This is a genomic window from Pseudomonas sp. WS 5027, from assembly GCF_012985695.1.
Classification (GTDB): domain Bacteria; phylum Pseudomonadota; class Gammaproteobacteria; order Pseudomonadales; family Pseudomonadaceae; genus Aquipseudomonas; species Aquipseudomonas hygromyciniae.
Genome location: NZ_JAAQWU010000001.1, coordinates 612,951 through 633,809 on the forward strand (window position 1 = coordinate 612,951; position 20,859 = coordinate 633,809).

The 20,859-nt window shown below is 61.8% G+C and carries 16 protein-coding genes; 4 read left to right on the plus strand and 12 right to left on the minus strand.

Annotated elements, in window-relative coordinates; translation table 11 throughout:
• The first annotated feature begins 14 nt into the window (after positions 1–14).
• Together HBO09_RS02845 and HBO09_RS02850 are read left to right on the plus strand one after the other, a co-directional pair.
• Entirely contained in the window at positions 15–515 is a 501-nt protein-coding gene (locus HBO09_RS02845; RefSeq protein ID WP_169991519.1) for a M48 family metallopeptidase, read from the plus strand.
• Positions 516–532: 17 nt separating this feature from the next.
• Positions 533–829, plus strand: a complete 297-nt coding sequence (locus HBO09_RS02850) for a winged helix-turn-helix domain-containing protein (RefSeq protein ID WP_169991521.1) — start codon at positions 533–535, stop codon at positions 827–829.
• Positions 830–925: 96 nt separating this feature from the next.
• On the opposite strand, the gene HBO09_RS02855 is transcribed toward HBO09_RS02850, so the two are convergent.
• Positions 926–1,378 (minus strand): GNAT family N-acetyltransferase, encoded by a 453-nt coding sequence (locus HBO09_RS02855; protein WP_169991523.1) that lies wholly within the window; start codon positions 1,376–1,378, stop codon positions 926–928.
• Between the two features lie 255 nt (positions 1,379–1,633).
• On the opposite strand from HBO09_RS02855, the gene HBO09_RS02860 reads away from it, so the two are divergent.
• A complete protein-coding gene (locus tag HBO09_RS02860) occupies positions 1,634–2,371 on the plus strand; it encodes a transporter substrate-binding domain-containing protein (protein WP_169991525.1) in 738 nt (245 codons plus the stop codon).
• Between the two features lie 194 nt (positions 2,372–2,565).
• Here the strand turns inward: HBO09_RS02860 and yccS are convergent, their stop codons facing one another.
• The 11 genes from yccS to betI form a co-directional block, all read right to left on the minus strand.
• Positions 2,566–4,752: a YccS family putative transporter gene (gene yccS, locus HBO09_RS02865; protein WP_169991527.1), complete on the minus strand. Its 2,187-nt coding sequence runs from the start codon at positions 4,750–4,752 to the stop codon at positions 2,566–2,568.
• A 236-nt stretch (positions 4,753–4,988) separates the two neighbouring features.
• Positions 4,989–6,167, minus strand: a complete 1,179-nt coding sequence (locus HBO09_RS02870) for an NAD(P)/FAD-dependent oxidoreductase (RefSeq protein WP_169991529.1) — start codon at positions 6,165–6,167, stop codon at positions 4,989–4,991.
• Between the two features lie 159 nt (positions 6,168–6,326).
• Positions 6,327–7,664, minus strand: coding sequence for an ATP-dependent RNA helicase DbpA (gene dbpA / locus HBO09_RS02875; protein WP_262381167.1), 1,338 nt, complete (start codon positions 7,662–7,664; stop codon positions 6,327–6,329).
• Positions 7,665–7,795: 131 nt separating this feature from the next.
• On the minus strand, positions 7,796–9,223 hold the full coding sequence (gene mdtD / locus HBO09_RS02880; protein WP_169991534.1) for a multidrug transporter subunit MdtD: 1,428 nt from the start codon (positions 9,221–9,223) through the stop codon (positions 7,796–7,798).
• A gap of 36 nt (positions 9,224–9,259) precedes the next feature.
• Positions 9,260–10,150, minus strand: a complete 891-nt coding sequence (locus HBO09_RS02885; protein ID WP_169991536.1) for an alpha/beta hydrolase — start codon at positions 10,148–10,150, stop codon at positions 9,260–9,262.
• 439 nt (positions 10,151–10,589) lie between these two features.
• On the minus strand, positions 10,590–11,906 hold the full coding sequence (locus HBO09_RS02890) for a TldD/PmbA family protein (protein ID WP_169991538.1): 1,317 nt from the start codon (positions 11,904–11,906) through the stop codon (positions 10,590–10,592).
• Positions 11,906–13,348 (minus strand): TldD/PmbA family protein, encoded by a 1,443-nt coding sequence (locus tag HBO09_RS02895; RefSeq protein ID WP_169991540.1) that lies wholly within the window; start codon positions 13,346–13,348, stop codon positions 11,906–11,908. The genes HBO09_RS02890 and HBO09_RS02895 overlap by 1 nt, the downstream gene beginning before the upstream one ends.
• Positions 13,349–13,487: 139 nt before the next feature.
• Positions 13,488–14,183, minus strand: a complete 696-nt coding sequence (locus tag HBO09_RS02900) for an RraA family protein (protein ID WP_169991542.1) — start codon at positions 14,181–14,183, stop codon at positions 13,488–13,490.
• A 246-nt stretch (positions 14,184–14,429) separates the two neighbouring features.
• On the minus strand, positions 14,430–16,130 hold the full coding sequence (betA, locus tag HBO09_RS02905) for a choline dehydrogenase (RefSeq protein WP_169991544.1): 1,701 nt from the start codon (positions 16,128–16,130) through the stop codon (positions 14,430–14,432).
• A gap of 116 nt (positions 16,131–16,246) precedes the next feature.
• Positions 16,247–17,719, minus strand: a complete 1,473-nt coding sequence (gene betB, locus HBO09_RS02910; protein ID WP_169991546.1) for a betaine-aldehyde dehydrogenase — start codon at positions 17,717–17,719, stop codon at positions 16,247–16,249.
• Positions 17,720–17,812: 93 nt separating this feature from the next.
• A complete protein-coding gene (betI, locus tag HBO09_RS02915; RefSeq protein ID WP_032858683.1) occupies positions 17,813–18,406 on the minus strand; it encodes a transcriptional regulator BetI in 594 nt (197 codons plus the stop codon).
• 378 nt (positions 18,407–18,784) lie between these two features.
• Here betI and HBO09_RS02920 point away from each other — a divergent pair, with 378 nt between their 5' ends.
• On the plus strand, positions 18,785–20,722 hold the full coding sequence (locus HBO09_RS02920) for a BCCT family transporter (protein WP_232545555.1): 1,938 nt from the start codon (positions 18,785–18,787) through the stop codon (positions 20,720–20,722).
• Positions 20,723–20,859 lie beyond the last annotated feature (137 nt).

Below are 20,859 nucleotides of genomic sequence, written 5' to 3' on the forward strand. Positions count from 1 at the left end.
TGCCGTTCGAACCCATGACTGCGCTGAAATACCTCCAGGCCTATCCCGCCGCCCTGCAAGAGCAAGTACGCCAATTGATCGCCAAGGATCAACTGGGCGACTACCTGCAGCAGCGTTACCCCGAGCGCCATGCGGTGCAGAGTGACAAGGCGCTGTACAGCTACGCCCAGGCTCTGAAGCAGGAGCACCTGCGCAACGCGCCGGCCATCGACAAGGTGCTGTTCGACAACCGCCTGGACCTGACCCACCGCGCCCTTGGCCTGCACACCACGATCTCGCGGGTGCAGGGTGGCAACCTCAAGTCCAAGAAAGAGATCCGCATCGCCGCGTTGTTCAAGGAAGCGGCGCCGCAATTCCTGAAAATGATCGTCGTCCACGAACTGGCACACTTCAAGGAATCGGACCACAACAAGGCGTTCTATAAACTCTGCGAATACATGATGCCCGGCTACCATCAGGTGGAGTTCGACCTGCGGGTGTACCTGACTTATCGCGACTTGCAGGGCAAGTGCTAATCACAAGGCGACCGATCATGGACGTGAGTAAGACCAAGAGCAGTTTCTACCGCCGCCTGTATGTGGCGTACCTGATCGACAGCCAATTGGCCAGCAGTGTCCCGGCGTTGACCGAGGTGACGGGCATGCCTCGGCGCACGGCCCAGGACACCATCGCGGCGTTGGCGGATCTGGATATCGTCTGTGAATTCGAGCAGGAAGATGGCGCCCGCAACCATGCCGGGCGCTATCGGATTCGCGACTGGGGGGCGATTGACCGGGGCTGGATCGAGCGCCACCTGGTGCAGGTCAAGCAGGTGTTGGGCTACCCCTGAGGTTGGGGTGACAGGTCTGACGCTATCGCGGGCAAGCCCGCTCCTACAGGTTGATTGCGGTCAAATGTAGGAGCGGGCTTGCCCGCGATGGCGATCTCAAGCGCGCCGCATACCAATATGTGGAATGTCGTCTTCAAGGTAGACCTCACCCTCGACCTTGAACCCATATCTTGCGTAGTACCTCTGCAAACGCTCCTGGGCTGAAAGAAAGATCGGCATCTGCGGCCAGATATCGTCGATCTGCTTGAGGGCTTCTTTCAGCATCTGGTGGCCCAGGCCGTTGCCCCGTGCAGCCTCGGCCACGAGCACGCGGCCGATGACCACGTCGCCGCCATTCAGCTCCGGATCCAGCAGGCGCAGGTAGGCCACCAGTTGATTGTCCTGCCAGGCCATCAGGTGGTGGGTATCGCCCTCCAGGTCCTGGTTATCGATGTCCTGGTAGACGCATTTCTGCTCTACCACAAACACCTCCGAGCGCAGGCGCAAAATGGCATAGAGCTGTTCCTTGCCCAGATCATTGTGGTGCTTGCAAACCCAATCGACAGTCATCGTTCCATCTCGCTTAAAGACCTGAGCCGAATAGTAGTGCCCTGGCCGGCGACTGTCTTGGGCGATAGTGCAAACACTTGGAAAACCCTGTTTTTTGTGAGTGGCGTCAATTTGCCATCATTGAGTGCTTTCGCGGCCTGATTCTTTGTGTAATCTGCTGTACACCGCGAGCGATAAGCTACAGTCAGAACCTGGAAGTACTCCCGCCAGCGTCATCGCCCGCCAGAAACTGCCCGCTGTGCAAGGACAATAAGCATGCTGCGATTATCTCGTGCCGTTGCTTTGATCGTATTGCTGTTGCTGGGCCCTACAGTGGCCGCGGAACGCTTGCGCCTGGTGGCGGATGCGTGGCCGCCGTTTACCGATGCGACCCTGATCAATGGCGGCCTGGCTACCGATATCGTCAGCACCGCCCTGGCGCGTGCCGGCTATGCCAGTGATTTCGAGCAGGTGCCGTGGGCGCGCGCGTTGATGGGCGTGGGGGATGGGCGTTATGACGTGCTGATCAATGCCTGGTACGACGAGGCGCGCACGCACTTGGGGCAGTTTTCCGCCGAATACCTGCTCAACCGTGTGCGTTTTATCAAGCGCCGCGCCGATCCCATCGAGTTCCAGAACCTGCAGCAACTGCACGACTACCCCGTCGCGGTGGTGCGCGGCTACGCCTATTCGGCGGAGTTCGATGCTGATCCAAAACTGCAAAAAGTCCCGGTGCATAACTTCGCCATGGCCGTGCGCATGCTGGCTGCCCAGCGCGTGAGGCTGACGGTCGAGGATGAATATGTCGCACGTTTCTACCTGGCGCGGGAATCGCCCAGGGTGCGCAATGCCGTGGAGTTCCTGCCCAAACCCTTGAGCGAAAACAGCCTGCATATCCTGGTCAGCCTGAAAAACCCCAAGCATGAGCAGATCGTTGCCGGGTTTGATCGGGAGATCAGCAAGATGAAGGCCGATGGCAGTTATGCGCGGTTGCTGAAGCAGCATGGGATGTAGGGGGGCTTTAGCGCTCCATCGCAATGACGAACACCCCCTTGTGGCGAGCGGGCTTGCCCCGCGTTGGGCTGCGCAGCAGCCCCAGTAAGCCGAATGCGCTGTATCAGATAAAACGTAGCGGCTGGTTTTGGGGCTGCTTCGCAGCCCAGCGCGGGCGATGCGGCGTTCCGACAAGCCCGCTCGCCACAACAGCCCTATCTGCTCGCGCTAGTCTCCTTGATCAAATGCGCCGCCAGCGTACGCAACGGCCCCAATTGCCGACAGATCAAGGCCAACTGCGTCTGCACCAGGCGCTGGGCTTCGTCGATCTCATCCGGCATTTGCTCCAGCTCTACCGCCAGCGCTTCCTCGGCATCGCTTTGCACCGCGATCGGCTGTTTGTTCGCAAGCCCTGTGGCAATTTCGTCGATGCTGCTGGCGAGGGTCTTGCCCGCGCCTTCGATCAGGTGTTCACGCACGTCTGCCGGTAGTTGGGTATCGCGGTGCGCACCCAGCCCCGACAGGTAGCTGAGCAAGGTGTGGGACAGCACCAGGAAGCGGAAGCCCACGTCGGCTTCCTTACGGAAATGCCCCGGTTCCATCAGCATGTTGGCCAGGGTGGTGGACAGCGCGGCGTCGGCGTTGTGCGCATTGCGCCGGGCCAGGCGGTAGGCCAGGTCGTCGCTCTTGCCGGCGGCATATTGCTGCATGATCTGGCGCAGGTAGATGCTGTTGCAGGTCAGGGTGTTGGCCAGCACCTTGTTCAGGCGCCGGCCCTGCCAGTCCGGCAGGAACAGGAACACCGCCAACCCGGCGATCAGGCTGCCAAGCAGGGTATCGAACAGGCGCGGCAGGAACAGCCCGTAGCCATCGCCCACCTGGTTGAAGCAGAACAGCACCATCAGGGTAATGGCGGCGGTGGCCAAGGTGTAGCGGGTGGTGCGGTTGATAAAGAACACCAGCCCGGCAGCGATGGCGAACATCGATTGCACCAGGGGGCTGGGGAACAGATCGAACAGCGCCCAGGCCACCGTCAGGCCGATGGCCGTGCCGACGATCCGCTGACCGAGCTTGCGCCGCGTCGCGCCGTAGTTGGGCTGGCAGACGAACAGGGTGGTGAGGATGATCCAGTAGCCCTGGGACGGGTGGATCAAATGCACCATGCCGTAGCCCACACTCAGCGCCAGGGGCAGGCGCAGGGCGTGGCGGAACAGCAGCGAAGTCGGGGTCAGTTGGGTGCGCAGGCGCGTCCACATTTCTTTGAGATTGCGCGGCGAACGGTCCAACAGGCTGCTGTCGCTGGCATCGGCCAGGCTGTCGGGGTTGCTGGCGTCACTGAGCAGGCGGTCGAGGGTCGACAGGTTGGCCGCCAGCGCCCGCAACGAACGCAACAGGCCGCGCCAGGCCGGATTGCTCTGGATACGCAGGTGTTCCAGGGATGCATTCAGGTCGCCCAGGGCCTCGGCGAAGCTGGCGTCGTAGACAAACGGCTGGCGCAACTGGATCGACTCGGCGAGGGCCTGGCAGGCCTTGCCTTGCTGGCGCAGCAGGCGCTGGCAGCGGAACAGCACGTCACTGTGGAAGAACGCCTCGGCCAGCGCGTTGTAGGGGTAGTGGGAGGAACTGGCGCGTTCGTGGATGTCCTGGGCCAGGAAGTACAGCTTGAGGTAGCGGCTGACCTTGGACCCCGGCCGCCCGTTGCCGACACGGTGCAGGATGATTTCCTTGGCCGCATTGAGTGCGGCCACCACCCGGCCATTTTGTTGGGCCAATTCCAGGCGCCGCGCTTCTACGTCCAGTTGGCGAATAGGCTCGAACAGCGATGACTTGAGCTTGAGGTAACGCCCCAGCTCGCGAAACAGCCGGGCCAGGCTCTGTTGCACCGGCTGGTTGGAAAACATCGCCTGCCACAGCACCGACAGCGCGCCATACCAGGCGGCGCCGGCCACCAGCAGCAAGGGTTCGTGCCAGAAATCGGTGACGGCGCCACCGCGCTGATCCACACCGATCATGGTGTAGACCGACAGAATCAAAGTCGCTGAGGCGATCGCCCCATAGCGCTCGCCGAGGGCGCCGAGCATGGTCAGGCAGAAGCTCGCCAGGGCGATGGCGATGGCGAAAATCCACGGGTACGGAAACAGCAGCTCCACCGACAGCGCCGCCACGCTGAAACACACCAGCGTCACCGCCAGGGCGTTGAGGCGGCCTTGCCAGCTGTCATCGGTTTCGGCCAGGGCGCTGGCGATAATCCCCAGGAACAGCGGGATCAGCAGCGACATCTCATCCTGATACCAGCACAGCGCCATGCTGCCGGTGAGGGCGATAAACACCCGTACGCTGTAACTGAACTTATCCAGTGCCCAAAGGCGCCGCATGGACTGCTTGAACGAGGTCGAGGACATGAAGTCTGGGGTCTTCCGGGACAATGCCGCTAAATTGAGCCAGTAATGACGCCACGGCAAGCGTGGCGATCACATTCATAAGCAAAAAATGTTTTTGGCACACCCCAATCAAAATGTGGGAGCGGGCTTGCTCGCGAATGCGGTGTGCCAGCCACCGGATCAGTTGACTGGTACTGCGCATTCGCGAGCAAGCCCGCTCCCACAGGTGATCGCATTACCGTTTTAGAGGGCGGGGCTCAGGCGTACTGCGCCGCCGCATAGCCCGATGCCCAGGCCCATTGGAAGTTGAACCCGCCCAAGTGCCCGGTCACGTCCAGCACTTCGCCGATAAAGTACAGGCCGGGGCTTTTCAGCGACTCCATGGTCTTGGACGACACTTCCCGCGTATCCACCCCGCCCAGGGTGACTTCGGCGGTGCGGTAGCCTTCGGTACCGGCCGGGACCAACTGCCAACTGCCCAATTTAGTGGCGATATCCGCCAGTTCGGCGTGGGTGTACTGCTTCATCGGCTTGGACACAAACCACGTCTCGGCCAACAGGTTGGCCATCTTCTTGGTGAAGATCTCCCCCAGCAGGGTCTTGAGCTCGCTGTTGGGGCGCTCGGCCTGTTGCTGTTGCAGCCAGGTGTGGGCGTCGTGGTCGGGCAGCAGGTTGATCTCAACCGTGTCGCCGGGCTCCCAGTACGAGGAAATCTGCAAAATCGCCGGCCCGCTCAGGCCGCGATGGGTAAACAGAATGTTTTCGCGAAAGCTCTGGTCGTTGCAGCTGACCAGGCAATCGACCGAGGTGCCGGACAACTCGCCACACAGCTCCTTGAGCTGATCGGTAATGGTAAATGGCACCAGGCCTGCGCGGGTCGGTAGCAACTCATGGCCGAATTGCTTGGCCACCTGGTAGCCAAAGCCGGTGGCGCCCAGGGTCGGAATCGACAGGCCGCCGGTGGCAATCACCAACGACTCGCAACACAACTCGCCGAGGGTGGTCTGCAACTGATAACCGCTGTCGAGCTTGGTGATCTCCTGGATCGAGGTGTCCAGGTGCAGGCTCACGCCGGTCTGGATGCACTCGTCGAGCAGCATGCCGAGGATGTCGCTGGATTTGTTATCGCAGAACAGCTGGCCGAGTTTTTTCTCGTGGTACGGCACGCCGTGCTTGGCCACCAAACCGATGAAATCCCACTGGGTATAGCGGGCCAGGGCGGATTTGCAGAAGTGTGCGTTGTGCGAGAGGAAGTTGGCAGGCTCCGTGTACATATTGGTGAAGTTACAGCGGCCACCGCCGGACATCAGGATCTTCTTGCCGGCCTTGTTCGCATGGTCGATCAACATCACCTTGCGCCCACGCCCGGCGGCGGTCAGCGCGCACATCAAGCCTGCGGCGCCAGCGCCAATGATCACAACTTCGGTCGAGCGCAAAACGGTGTCCTCACAAAAACCTAATTTGAAATGCAATCAAAAATGTGGGAGCGGGCTTGCTCGCGAATGCGCACTGTCAGCCAACCCATCTGGCGACTGGTACACCGCATTCGCGAGCAAGCCCGCTCCCACATTGGATCTCCATTGAACCGAAGAGCTTTACAGGATCCGCACGCGCAACGAGCGGCCCTTGATCTTGCCGTCGTTCAAACGCTGCAACGCCTGCTTGGCGACGCTGCGTTCCACTGCCACGTAGGCCTGGAAGTCAAAGATCGCAATCTTGCCGACCTGGGCGCCCGGGATCCCGGCTTCACCGGTCAGTGCGCCAAGGATGTCGCCTGGGCGAACCTTGTCTTTACGACCGGCGGCAATGCACAACGTGCTCATCACCGGCAGCAGCGGCGCGCCGCCCTGGGATTTGAGGTTGCTCAGTTGGTCCCAGTTCAGCGGGGCTTTTTGCAGCAGTTCGATGGCCTGGGCGCGGTGCGCTTCGGACGGCGCTACCAGGCTGATGGCGATCCCGGTTTCGCCAGCGCGACCGGTACGGCCCACGCGGTGAATGTGGATTTCCGAATCGCGGGCCAGTTCGACGTTGATCACCATGTCCAGCGAGTCGATGTCCAAACCACGGGCCGCGACGTCGGTGGCCACCAGTACCGAAGTGCTGCGGTTGGCAAACATCGCCAGCACCTGGTCACGGTCGCGCTGTTCCAGGTCGCCATGCAGGCCGACCGCGGAAATGCCTTTGGAGGTCAGGTGATCCACGGTTTCCTGCACTTGCTGCTTGGTGAAGCAGAAGGCCACGCAGGAGGCTGGACGGAAGTGCGACAGCACCTTGGTCACCGCGTCCATGCGTTCTTCCGGGGAGATTTCGTAGAAACGCTGCTCGATCTGCTCGTCGGAGTGGAACGCTTCGGCCTTGACCTGCTGCGGCGCGCGCATGAATTTGGAGGCCAGTTGCTTGATGCTCACCGGGTAGGTGGCCGAGAACAGCAGGGTCTGGCGACGGGCTGGGGTCTTGCTGATGATGTATTCGATGGCATCGTAGAAGCCCATGTCGAGCATGCGGTCGGCTTCGTCGAGGATCAGTGTATTCAAGCCGTCCAGCACCAGCGAACCCTTGCGCAGGTGTTGCTGGATGCGGCCCGGAGTGCCGACGATGACGTGGGCACCATGCTCCAGGGAAGCGATCTGCGGGCCCAGGGACACGCCGCCGCACAGGGTCAGGACCTTGATGTTGTCTTCGGCGCGGGCCAGGCGGCGGATTTCCTTGGCCACCTGGTCAGCCAGCTCGCGGGTCGGGCACATCACCAGGGCCTGGCAACCGAAGTAGCGCGGGTTGATCGGGTTCAACAGGCCGATGCCGAAGGCGGCGGTCTTGCCGCTGCCGGTCTTGGCCTGGGCGATCAGGTCCAGCCCCTTGAGGATCACCGGCAAGCTTTGCGCCTGGATCTGCGTCATCTCGGCATAACCCAGCGAGTCGAGGTTAGCCAGCATGGCGGCGGAGAGCGGCAAAGTATTAAAAGCGGTGGCGATGGTGGTCACGGGACTGGCTCTGCAAAAACAAAATGTCGCGCAGTGTACCAGCCCCGTGGGAATTTCCCTGCAAGTTCTAGACGAGACGCCGCTTAATGCTCGATGTCGTGCTCGCGGCTGACCAGCCTTTTGCCGTCTTTTGGCGACAATTGCAGGAAGATCGCCGCCGCTAGCATCGCCATGATGCCCACCGTGAGGAACGTCAACTGGAACGCTTCAAGCACGGTATTGACCCCATCGTTACCGGCCTCGGCGGTAAACCCGCCGAGCAGGGCACCGGCGCAGGCCACCCCCAGGCTCAGGGCCAGTTGCGCCACCACCGACAGCAAACTGTTGCCGCTGCTGGCCTGGGCATCGTCGAGGTCGATCAGGGTCACGGTGTTCATCGCGGTAAATTGCAGGGAGTTGATCGCCCCCAGCACCGCGAGCATGGCCAGTAGCAGCGGGTACGGCGTCTGCTCGCTGACCAGGCCCATGCTCGCCAGCATCATGCCCAGTAGCAACGTATTGCCGGTGAGCACAATGCGATAGCCCAGGCGTTCGATCAGCGGCCGGGCGATGGACTTGGCAACCATGGCCGCAGCCGCCAGGGGCAACATGCTCATCCCGGCCTGTGACGGCGAATAGCCTAGGGCGATCTGCAACAGCAAGGGCACGAGGAACGGCAGGGCGCCGCTGCCCAGGCGGGCGAACAGGTTGCCGAGAATGCCCACGGCAAAGGTGCGGGTCTTGAACAGCACCGGTGAGAACAATGGGTTTTCGATATGCCCGGCGCGCAGCCAGTAGGCCGCCAGGCACGCCATGCCGCCGAACAGCAGCAACATCACGCGCAAGTGCGGCAGGTGCAGCTCGCCCAGGCCTTCCATGGCAATGGTGATCAGCACCATCGCCGCGCCAAACAGCAAAAAGCCCAGGCTGTCGAAGCGTGTACGCTCGCTGCCGCGCAGGTCGGGGATGAACTTCCACACGGCGTAACAGCCGAGCATGCCCACCGGCAGGTTGATCAGGAAAATCCAGTGCCAGGTCAGGTATTGCACCATCCAGCCGCCCATGGTCGGGCCGAGCAGGGGGCCGAGCAGGCCGGGAATGGTGATAAAACCCATGATCCGCACCAGCTCCGAGCGCGGGTAGGCGCGCAGCACCACCAGCCGCCCGACCGGCAGCATCAGCGCGCCGCCCAGGCCCTGGATCACCCGCGCGCCCACCAGCATGGTCAGGCTGCTGGACAGGGCGCACAGCAGCGAGCCGATGCTGAACAGCATGATCGCGCCGAAGAAAATCTTCTTGGTGCCGAAACGGTCGGCGATCCAGCCCGAGGCCGGGATCAGCAAGGCCACGGTGAGCATGTAGGCGATGATCACGCCCTGCATACGTAGCGGATTTTCCGCCAGGTCCTCGGCCATGGCGGGCAGGGCCGTGTTGAGAATCGTGCCGTCGAGCGACTGCATGAAGAAGGCAATCGCTACCACCCAGGGTAACCAACGGGCGGTCTTGGCATCGAGCACGACACGATTCGGCATGAGATCCCTTTTTGTTAGCAGGCTATGTGTTGCCGATTATGCGCCAACCTCGGCCGGTTTTCCCACTGGCGGTTCGTCTATATCGGCGATGGCTACGTCTTTGCCCACCAGGAAATCGATCAGTGCCCGATGCACCGCCAGTGCCGCCTCCCGCGACTCCAGGTCGAGCAAATGGCCGGTGTGTTCGGCGCTGGCGAAGCTGCTGCGCCCCACATAGTGCTTGAACAGTTGGGCTTCATTGGCCGGGGTGTACTCGTCCAGGGTGCCGTTGAGGAAATGCACCGGCGTCTCGATCTGGCGCAATTGCGGCAGGTAGTTGCCATCGCCCAGGGCCAGCACCTGATGAATATGAAAGCGCGCCTGGCGGTACTCGGTGGTGGCCATGGTCGACAGGTGCCGATGGTTATTGCGCTTGAGCCGGCTGGAGAGGAATTTGCCGACGGTTTCATTGAGCAGGTGGCCGACGGCGGACTTGTCATCGGCCTCGATCAGCACCCGCACCCGCTCCACGTATTCGAGCATTGCCTGGTTGAGGTTGGGTGCCAGGGCCATCACCACCGAGCTTTCGATGGAAGGCGGGTTGCGCGCCAGGGTCAGCAGGGTCGAGATGCCACCCCAGGAGGCCGACACCAGATGGTTGACCTGGAAACGCTCCACCAGCGCCCGCAGGATCTCGACCTCGTCGTCCTTGGTCACCAGGTCCAGGTCAGTGTTGTGCGGGCGCGAATAGCCGGAAAACGGCAGGTCGAACATCAGCACATTGAAATGCTCGGCCAGGCACTTGCTGGTGCGGGCGAATGAGCGGGTGGTGGACAGCGCGCCGTTGACCAACAGCACGGTCTTGCGTTGCGGATCGTTACCCAGTTGCTCTACGTGAACGTTGTAGTGCTTGAACAACTTATCAATGACAAAACTTCCTTGGTACATGTCAACGCTCCGGCTCGCCCTATCCCGGGCGAGGTCATGCATCGCTTGCAGGCAAGCGGGTTGAAAGGTGGCGGGATGCCACTAACCGTTATAACGAGCTTTTGGAGAGTCGACAACAGCCCGCCAACCAACGGGATGCTGCCAGGGAAGGTTCGTCAGAATGCAGGGGATTGCCCTGTAGGAGCCGGCCTAAACCGTGGTCAAGGCGCTTGATGTGGCCAAGGCGCTTGTTGTGGTCAGGGCGGGCTTGTTGTGGCGAGGGGGCTTGTCCCCCGCTGGGCTGCGCAGCAGCCCCAGTAAGGTGCACCGAGTTGTGTCAGGTTGACCGAGGGGGCTGGTTTTGGGGCTGCTGCGCAGCCCAGCGGGGGACAAGCCCCCTCGCCACAACAAGCCCGTCTTCACTACAACAAGTCTGCCCTCGCCAAAGCCGGCCCAGGGTTTACAAGGTCAGGGTCAGGCGTTTTACCAGCGCGCCGGGCAGCAAACTGGATGAGGTGTTGCGCTCGCCGTAGGTGCTGGCCGACAGCCGCAGCTCGCGCTCGGCGGTCAGTGCTTCCAACTGCGACCCCAGCAGGTGGTAGACGCTGTCGTCAAAACGCATGGTGCTGACCGGCGCCTTGATCTCGCCGTCTTCCACCCAGAACGTGGCGAAGCGGGTCATGCCCGTCAGGCGTGCCGCCGGCTGGTCGGAGTAGTTCAGGTACCACAGGTTGCTGATATACAGGCCGGTGCCAAGTTGCTTGAGGATATCGGCCTGGGCCAGGTTGCCGGCAGCCATTTGGAGCGCACTGGGGGATTCGCCGCCATCGGCGCCGTTGGTGCTCAAACCGTATTCGGCGGCGCTGCGTGAGTTGACCAGTTGCCCTTGCGCCCGGCCATTGGCGATCAAGGTCACGTCGCTGCGCGGATAACCGTCACGGGAGAACGCCGGGCTGAGGGAGGCCGTGATCTGTTCGCTCATCCCCACCAACGGGCTCAGGGCCTGGTCACCGGCATACAGGCGCTGCAACGGGCTGCCCTTGCTGGCGATGGCCTGCGCAGAAAAACCGCCCCAGGTGAGCATGTCGACGATTTCTTCCAGAGCCGCCGGCGCCAGGTAGGCACGGTATTGGCCGGGCGCCAGGGTGTGCAAGGGGCGACCGAGGAACTCCAGTTGTTCGCGGGCTTGCTGCAAGCGCTGGGCAAACGCCGCGCTGTCCCAGGCATCGCCGGCGTAGCTGGCCTTTACCGCTTCGCCATTGGCATGGAACAGGCTGAAATCAAAGTTGAAGCTATTGGCCTGATGCCAGCCAAAAGCCCCCGACGAGCTGGCGAACCCGCGGCTGATCGGCCCGGCGGCATAGATTCCGACCAAGTCCAGGCCTTGGGCGCCCTGGCTGATTTCGGCCAGGACCTGATCGAGGTCCGGCAACGCCTGAGCCTTATCGCTCTTGTTTTGCCAGGCTGTGTGATTGAGCAGCAGGTAAGGATCCTTGGGCAGCAAGGGCAGGGTTTCGCGCAATTGCTGCAGGCCCTCGGCCAGGCGTTGGCGGTCGACTTCAGGGGATCCGGCGAGGGTGATGCCAAGGTCGGCATGCCGGCCATCATTGATCAGCTTGAGGTTGAGGCTGGCCTGCTGCACCTGGCCGGCCTGGCGTACCTTGGCGTGATTGAAGCGCACGAATTCGGACGACTCCGCCGCGTAGCCCAGATGAAACTGTTCCTCGGCGGTGATGGCCTGCTTGAGCCACTCCACCAGTTCCTTGAAAGCATTCATCAGACGTCTCCCCCAAACACATCCACATCGCTGAATACACACGCAGGCGAAGCATGGCCGACGCGGATCACCTGATTTGGCTCGCCCTTGCCACAGTTGGGCGTGCCCAACACCTTGAAGGTGCTGGCATCGCCCACGGCACTGAGCTTGCGCCAGAACTGCGCGGAAATCGCCCGGTAGTTGGGGTTCTTGACCACGCCCTTGAGTTCGCCGTTCTCGATCAACTGGCCCCATTCGCAGCCGAACTGGAACTTGTTGCGCGCATCGTCGATGGACCAGGAACGGTTGGTCGACATCAGGATGCCGTGCTCGATGGCGCCGATCAGTTGCGCCAGGCTTTGGTCGCCGGCCTCGATATTGAGGTTGGCCATGCGGTCGATGGGCGCGCGGTTCCAACTGCTGGCGCGGCTGTTGGCCACGCCGTCCATGCCCGAGCGGTATTGCGACAGCGCCCCGCCCAAGGGTTTGAGCAGCAGGCCGTTACGGATCAGGAACTGCTTGTTGGCGGGCGTGCCGTCATCGTCATGGGCGTAGCTGGCCAGTTGTTCGGGAATGTTGGGGTCGAAGGTCACGTTCAGCAGGTTGGAGCCGTATTGCAGGTGGCCGAAGTCGCTGGCCTTGACGAAGCTGGTGCCGGCGTAATTGCGCTCGTCACCGAGGATGCGGTCCAACTCCAGCGGGTGGCCGATGGATTCGTGGATCTGCAGGGTCATCTGGTCGGGCATCAGCAACAGGTCGCGCGGGCCTTGGGGTGTGTTTGGGGCCAGCAGCAGTTGCAGGGCCTCGTCGGCAATCCGTGGCGCGGCGCCGACCAGGCCGAAACGGTTGATCACCTCAAAGCCGCCTTGCTGGCCGAAGTTGCTGCCGCCCAGGGTGCGGGTCTGGCTGTCGTTGCCGTCGTAGGCAGTGACGTTGACGCCGGGGAACACAAAGCGCTGGGCCTGGCGCAACTCGGCGCCGGCGCTGTTGAGGTAAATCTGCTCGACGTGGGTGGTGCCCAGGCTGACCTCCCAATTCACCAGGCGCTCGTCCTTGGGCACAGCGGCCGATTCGGCGCCGAGCAGTTGGTAGCAGTCGCTCAGGGACGGGAAGGGTTGGTCGAGATCTGGCGACAGGTAGTCGGCGATGTCGCTGGACACCGGCTGGTCGCGCAGGTCGAGCAGGGCATGGGGCTTGATGCGAAGGGCTTGCTCTTCGGCCCGCTCCAGCGCGGCTTGCAGACCGGCCAGGGAAATATCATGGGTGGCGGCGTAGGCTTCGACACCGTTAAGGCGCACGGTGAGCATGGCGCCTTCGTCGCGGCTCAGGTGCGGGGGTTCGGCGACGTTCTTGCGTACCGACAGGTACTGGCCGGACTCGCGCACGTAGCGCAAAGAGAAAAACTCGGCGCGGCTGCGCAGAGCGGCGAAATGTTGTTTGAGTTGCGGGTGGGCGTCGAACATGGGGCCTTCTTTGTGGGCAGCGCAGGCCCTCATCACTGTAGGAACGAGCTTGCTCGCGAAGGTCGCGAACGATGGCGCGGGCATTCTGGATAAATGCTGCGCTCTTGGGTTTTTCGCGAGCAAGCTCGCTCCTACAAGGTTAGACCGGGCAACCCTTGGCGCGCAGGATCGCATCAAAACGATCAGGGTCCAGGGTGCCGGCTTCGATAGCCGCCAGTGTAGCCTGCTCGCGTGCCAGCAGGTCATGGCAGCGCACCAGCAGTTCCGGCAGCTCGCTGCGCGGGGCGGCGACTACGCCGTCGCCATCGCCGATCATCAGGTCGCCAGGGGCTACCAGCATGCCAGCGCACGAGATCGATACGTTGATCTCGCCGCCGCCGTCGGTGCTCGGCCCCCGATGTACGCCGCCGATGGCGTAGGCCGGCAGTTCGCCGGTTTGCCATTCGTCGAGGTCACGCAGGGCGCCGTTGATCACCACGCCAACAATGCCGGCTTTCAGGGCCATGGCGCGCATGATGCCGCCGAACACGGCGCGGGTCAGGTCGGCGCTGCCGTCGATCACCAGCACATCGCCCGGGCGGGCCATTTGCATGGCTTTGAGAATCATCAGGTTGTCACCGGGACGCACACGTACGGTCAGGGCGCTGCCGAGCATCGGTGCGTTACCGTGGAAGGCCTTGAGGCCCAGGCCACCGACGTTACGGCCCAGGCAGTCGCTGACGGCCGCAGCCGGGATCTTGCTGAATTCCTTCAGCCATTTCGGGTCCAGCGGCTCAACGTTTGGATTGATCAGGAAGCCGGTAGGCCATTTGCTCGAAGAAACGACATCAAACATGAGAAAGCCTCGTGGCCAGGCAGAAGCCGGCGTGTCGGTAGGAAGGTGAAACGTTTGCGCGAGGGACTAGATTAGGCCGGCGCAGGGGGTGGGATCAAGGGTGTGGCGGTGTAGGAAGAGTCTGGGAAGGTGTGTGTAGGCTGGACGGGCCTCATCGCGGGCAAGCCCGCTCCCACATTTTGATTTGTGAACACATTCAAATGTGGGAGCGGGCTTGCCCGCGAAAGGGGCGCTGCGGTGTAGCGATTACTGCGCGCTAGGACCCACTTCACGCAACGGCTTGCCACGCACTGGCGCATCGCCGGCCACGTAGTAGTCGGCGGTGCTGCGCGGCAACTGGCGGCCACGCATCTTGTCGGCGATTTTCTCGGCGATCATGATGGTTGGCGCGTTCAGGTTACCGGTGGTGATGATCGGCATGATCGACGCATCGACCACCCGCAGGCCCTGCATGCCATGCACGCGGCCTTCGCCATCGACCACGGCCATTTCGTCGGTGCCCATCTTGCACGAGCAGGACGGGTGGAACGCAGTTTCGGCGTGCTCGCGGATGAACTTGTCCAGTTGCTCGTCGGTTTGCACCTCGATGCCCGGGCTGATTTCACGGCCACGGAACGCATCCAGTGCCGGCTGCTGCATGATTTCACGGGTCAGGCGGATGCCATCGCGGAATTCCTGCCAGTCCTGCTCGGTGGCCATGTAGTTGAAGAGGATGCTCGGGTAGTCCCGTGGGTTCTTCGACTTCACTTGCACGCGGCCACGGCTTGGCGAACGCATGGAGCCCATGTGCGCCTGGAAACCGTGCTCTTTCACACCGTTGCTGCCGTTGTAGTTAATCGCTACCGGCAGGAAGTGGTACTGGATGTTCGGCCACTCGAATTCTTCACGGGTACGGATAAAACCGCCCGCTTCGAACTGGTTGCTGGCGCCGATGCCGGTGCCGTTGAACAGCCATTCGGCACCAATAGCCGGCTGGTTGTACCAGAGCAGCGAGGGGTACAGCGAGACCGGCTGGGTGCAGGCGTACTGCAGATACAGCTCCAGGTGATCCTGCAGGTTTTCACCGACGCCTGGCAGGTCGTGGACCACCGGGATGTCGAGGCTTTCCAGCAGTTTGGCCGGGCCGACACCGGAGCGTTGCAGCAGTTGTGGCGACGCGATGGCGCCGCTGCACACCAGGACTTCCTTGCGCGCGCGGGCTTCCACACGTTCTTCGGCGGCACCGATCAGGTAACGCACGCCGACCGCACGCTTGCCTTCGAACAACACTTTGTCGGTCAGGGCATGGGTGACGATGGTCAGGGTCGAGCGCTTCTTGGCGGTGTCCAGGTAGCCACGGGCGGTACTGGCGCGACGGCCGTTCGGCGTCACGGTACGGTCCATCGGGCCGAAGCCTTCCTGCTGGTAGCCGTTCAAGTCTTCGGTGCGCGGGTAACCGGCCTGCACGCCGGCTTCAACCATGGCGTGGAACAGCGGGTTGTTGCCGGCTTTAGGCGTGGTCACGCTGACCGGGCCTTCGCCACCGTGGTAGTCGTTGGGGCCGATGTCGCGGGTTTCGGCCTTGCGGAAATACGGCAGGCAGTCGAGGTAGCTCCAGTCTTCCAGGCCTGGCAGTTTCGCCCAGTTGTCGTAGTCCATGGCGTTGCCACGGATGTAGCACATGCCGTTGATCAGCGAAGAACCACCCAGGCCCTTGCCGCGACCACATTCCATGCGGCGGCCGTCCATGTGTGGCTCTGGATCGGTTTCGTAGGCCCAGTTGTAGCGGCGGCCTTGCAGCGGGAACGCCAGGGCAGCGGGCATCTGAGTACGGAAGTCCAGGCGGTAGTCGGGGCCACCGGCTTCCAGCAGCAGGACGGTGACGCCTTCGTCTTCGGTCAGACGGGTCGCCAGGGTGTTACCGGCGGAGCCGGCACCCACAATGATGTAATCGTATTCTTGGGACATAAATGCACCCTCTTTGGAGATGGTCAGGTCAGTCAAACAGTGGTGTCCGGGATGGGGCTGCTGCGCAGCCCAGCGCGGGGCAAGCCCGCTCACCACAAAGGCGAATCCCGGCTCTGTTAGAACACCGAGGCGTAGTCGCCCAGCTCAACCTGTACCGATTTGATGCGGGTGAAGTTGTTCAGCGAGCTGATGCCGTTCTCACGGCCAACACCCGACTGCTTGTAGCCGCCAACTGGCATCTTGGCGTCGGACTCGCCCCAGGCGTTGATCCAGCAGATACCCGCTTCGAGCTGATGAATCACGCGGTGGGCGCGGTTCAGATCCTTGGTGACCAGGCCGGCAGCCAGGCCGAAGTCAGTGTCGTTGGCACGACGGATCACTTCTTCTTCGGTCTCGTAGGTGAGGATGCTCATCACCGGGCCAAAGATTTCTTCACGCACGATGGTCATTTCATCGGTGCAGTCAGTGAACACAGTCGGTGCCACGAACGCGCCCTTGGCGAAGTCGCCAGTGGTCAGGCGGTCGCCGCCGCACAGCAGGCGTGCGCCTTCTTCTTTACCTTTGGTGATGTAGCCCAGCACGCTTTCCATGTGGGCGAAGCTGACCAGTGGGCCGAAGTTGGTGTTTTCGTCTTCTGGGTTGCCGACGCGGATGCGCGCGACGCGCTCGACGATCTTGGCTTCAAAGGCGGCCTGCAGGTGCTTTGGAATAAACACGCGAGTGCCGTTGGTGCAGACCTGGCCGGAGCTGTAGAAGTTGGCCATCATGGCTGTATCGGCGGCGCGATCCAGGTCGGCGTCGTCGAAAATGATCAGCGGGGATTTGCCGCCCAGTTCCATGGTCACGTCTTTGAGCGAGGAGCTCGAAGCGCTGGCCATGACCTTCTTGCCGGTGTCGGTGCCGCCGGTGAAGGAGATTTTTTCGATGCGCGGGTGCTCGGTCAGCCAGGTGCCGACTTCACGACCGCTGCCGGTCAGGACGTTGAACACGCCAGCCGGAACGCCGGCTTCGGTGTAGATTTCGGCCAGTTTCAGGGTGGTCAGCGACGTCACTTCGCTTGGCTTGAAGATCATGGCGTTGCCGGCAGCCAGGGCTGGGGCAGACTTCCACAGGGCGATCTGGATCGGGTAGTTCCAAGCGCCGATGCCGGCGACCACGCCCAGCGGCTCGCGGCGGGTGTAGACGAACGAAGTGGTACGCAGCGGGATCTGCTCGCCTTCGATGGCGGGCACCAGGCCGGCGTAGTATTCCAGCACGTCGGCACCGGTGACGATGTCGACGTACTTGGTTTCGGAGAAGGATTTACCGGTGTCCAGGGTTTCCAGGGCAGCCAGTTCATCGTTGCGCTCGCGCAGGATTTCCACGGCGCGACGCAGGATGCGCGAGCGCTCCATGGCGGTCATCGCGGCCCAGATTTTCTGGCCCTTTTCGGCGCTGACCACGGCGCGCTCAACGTCTTCGAAAGTGGCGCGTTGCACGTTGGCGAGAACTTCACCGTTAGCCGGGTTGATGGCTTCGAAGGTGGCATCGCTGCCAGCGTCGCTGTAGCCGCCGTCAATGTAGAGTTTTTGCAGTTCGAAACGGGCCATAAAGTCCTCGCAAGTGCATAAGTGGTTGGCGTTAACCACTGAGGGGCATAGCCCACTCAGTAGCCGTTCAGGGGTTGAGCGTTTATGTGTGCTCTAACTCACCTGCTTGGCCAATTGGAAATCCATGTATTCGTAAGCGATCCGTTGCGCCTGCTCCGTGTCGAAAGCGTCTCCCGACAGGGCGCCGCGCAACCACAAGCCGTCGATCAGGGCCGCCAGGCCTCGGGCTGCGCTGCGTGCATCTTCCAGTGGCAGCACACGGCGGAACTGGCAGCACAGGTTGGAATACAGGCGGTGATCGTTGATCCGCTGCAACCTGTGCAAAGACGGGTGGTGCATGCTGGTGGCCCAGAAGGCCAGCCAGGTTTTCATTGCCGGGCCGTTGACCTGGCTGGCGTCGAAGTTGCCGCCAATAATCACTTGAAGGTGCGCCCGTGGGCTGTCTTCCTTCAATGCCTGCCGGCGTTCGTGGACGTTCTCGATCAGCACATTCATCAGGTACCGCATCGTTGCGGCGATCAGGCCATTCTTGTCCTGAAAGTAGTGACTGATGATGCCGTTCGAGACTCCGGCCAGACGGGCGATCAGCGCAATGCTGGCATCTCCCATCCCAACCTGATCGATGGCCGTCAATGTGGCTTCGATCAACTGCTGGCGGCGTATGGGTTGCATACCGACCTTGGGCATGTAGCACCTCTCCTTAGGCCTGCCGACGGGCGTAAACGTTCGTCGGTTTGAGGGCCAGTCTATTTTGTTTTGATTGAACGTTCAATCAACAAAGAATAAGATCTGCGACAAATGGTCGCTGCCTACAGGTATTTCCTACATGTAGGCAGGCACATCTGACATCCATAAAAACCCCTGAAACAGCCCGTGACAGCGCTTCGCTGGGGTTCGGGGTTTTTCGGGATGTCTTTATAACACCCGTCCGTCGACTGCCGAAAAATCGATGGCGCGGGTCAAGCGCTGCCTTGTGTCCTCTCTCGCACTGCCCGGAGCCTCTGTGCCATGAGTTCTGCCTCTCTAATAAAGACCCCACCGGAAAAGGTGCGGGTCAACGGTTGGGTGTTCTACACCTCCACCGCGTTGATCCTGTTGTTGACCGCCGTTCTGATCATCGCCCCGCAAGAGGCCGGCAGAATGCTGGGAGTCGCCCAGACCTGGCTCTCGAAAAGCTTTGGCTGGTACTACATGGTGGTCATCGCCGCCTACCTGGTATTTGTGGTGGGCCTGGCGTTTTCCTCCTACGGCAAATTGAAGCTGGGCAGCAAGGCCGACACTCCAGACTTCAGCTACGGCGCCTGGGCCGGCATGTTGTTCTCTTCGGGCATCGGCATTTCGTTGCTGTACTTCGGCGCGTCCGAGCCGTTGGACCACTACTTCAACCCGCCTGAAGGCGCCGCCGCCACCCACATGGCCGCACGCCAGGCGTTGCAGTTGACCTTCCTGCACTGGGGCCTGCATGGCTGGGCGATCTACGCACTGGTCGGCCTGGCCGTGGCGTACTTTGCCTACCGGCATAACCAGCCGTTGGCGCTGCGCTCGGCGTTGTACCCATTGATGGGCGAGCGTTGGGTCAAAGGCGCGGCCGGTCACGCGGTGGACGGCTTCGGCATGTTCGTGACCCTGCTGGGCCTGGTGACGAACCTGGGGATTGGTTCGATGCAAGTGTCGTCGGGGTTGGAAAACCTGTTCGGCATGGAGCACAGCAACACCAACCTGCTGATCGTGATCATCGTGATGAGCACCGTGGCGACCATCGCTGCTGTGTCGGGTGTGGAAAACGGCATTCGCCGCCTGTCCAACCTGAACATTGTGCTGTTCAGCGGCCTGCTGATTTTCGTGCTGCTGTTTGGCCCGACCCTGCACCTGCTTAACGGTTTTGTGCAGAACATCGGCGACTACATGAACGGCCTGGTGCTCAAGACCTTCGACCTGTACGTGTACGAAGGCGATGGCGAGAAGTCCGAGCGCTGGATGGGCCTGTGGACCCTGTTCTACTGGGCCTGGTGGATTTCCTGGGCGCCATTCGTGGGTATGTTCATCGCGCGTATTTCCCGTGGCCGTACCGTGCGTGAACTGGTGGCGGGCGTACTGCTGATCCCGCTGGGCTTTACCCTGGCGTGGCTGTCGATCTTCGGCAACTCGGCCCTGGACCTGGTGCTCAACCATGGTGCCGTGGAGCTGGGCAAGACCGCGCTGGAGCAGCCATCCATGGCGATCTACCAGTTGCTGGAATACTACCCAGCGTCGAAAGTGGTGATCGGCGTGTCGATCTTTGTCGGCTTTGTGCTGTTCCTGACGCCGGCGGATTCCGGCGCGGTGATGATGGCCAACCTGTCGTGCAAAGGCGGCAACGTGGATGAGGATGCGCCGCACTGGCTGCGGATCTTCTGGTCGGCGGTAATCACCCTGGTGACCATCGGCTTGCTGTTTGCCGGCAACTTTGAAGCCATGCAGACCATGGTGGTGTTGGCGGGCCTGCCGTTCTCGGTGGTGTTGATCTTCTTTATGTTCGGTCTGCACAAGGCCATGCGCCAGGACGTGGCCATCGAACAGGAGCAGGCGCAATTGGCCGAACGCGGCCGTCGTGGTTTCAGCGAGCGCCTGACTGCCCAGGACCTGCAACCGAGCCAGGCTGTGGTGCAGCGCTTCATGGACAAGAAAGTCACCCCGGCCCTGGAAGAAGCCGCCGTGGCCCTGCGCGCCCAAGGGCTGGATGTGCAGACGCTGCTGGGTAAATCCAAGCGCTGCATTGGCGTGCGGATCGAGATGGAAGGCAACCCGTTTGTCTACGAGGTGAGCCTGGACGGTTACCTGGCGGCGCCGAGTGAGTCGATCGAGGCGGACGAGGAGCGTGCGCGCTACTACCGCGCCGAGGTCTACCTGCACAACGGCGGTCAGGAATACGACCTGATGGGCTTCACCCAGGAGCAGATCACCCGGGATGTGCTCGATCAGTTTGAAAGCCATCGGCAGCTCCTTGGCCGTGTCTATAGCTGATAGTTGAAAGCCGGCGGTGTCGTCACTGACACCGCCTGTTCAAACGTGGCAATGCGGTCAAATGTAGGAGCGAGCTTGCTCGCGAAAAACTCACAGGCACCGGGTTCCTTCAGGAAACACGCGTTATCGTTGACGTT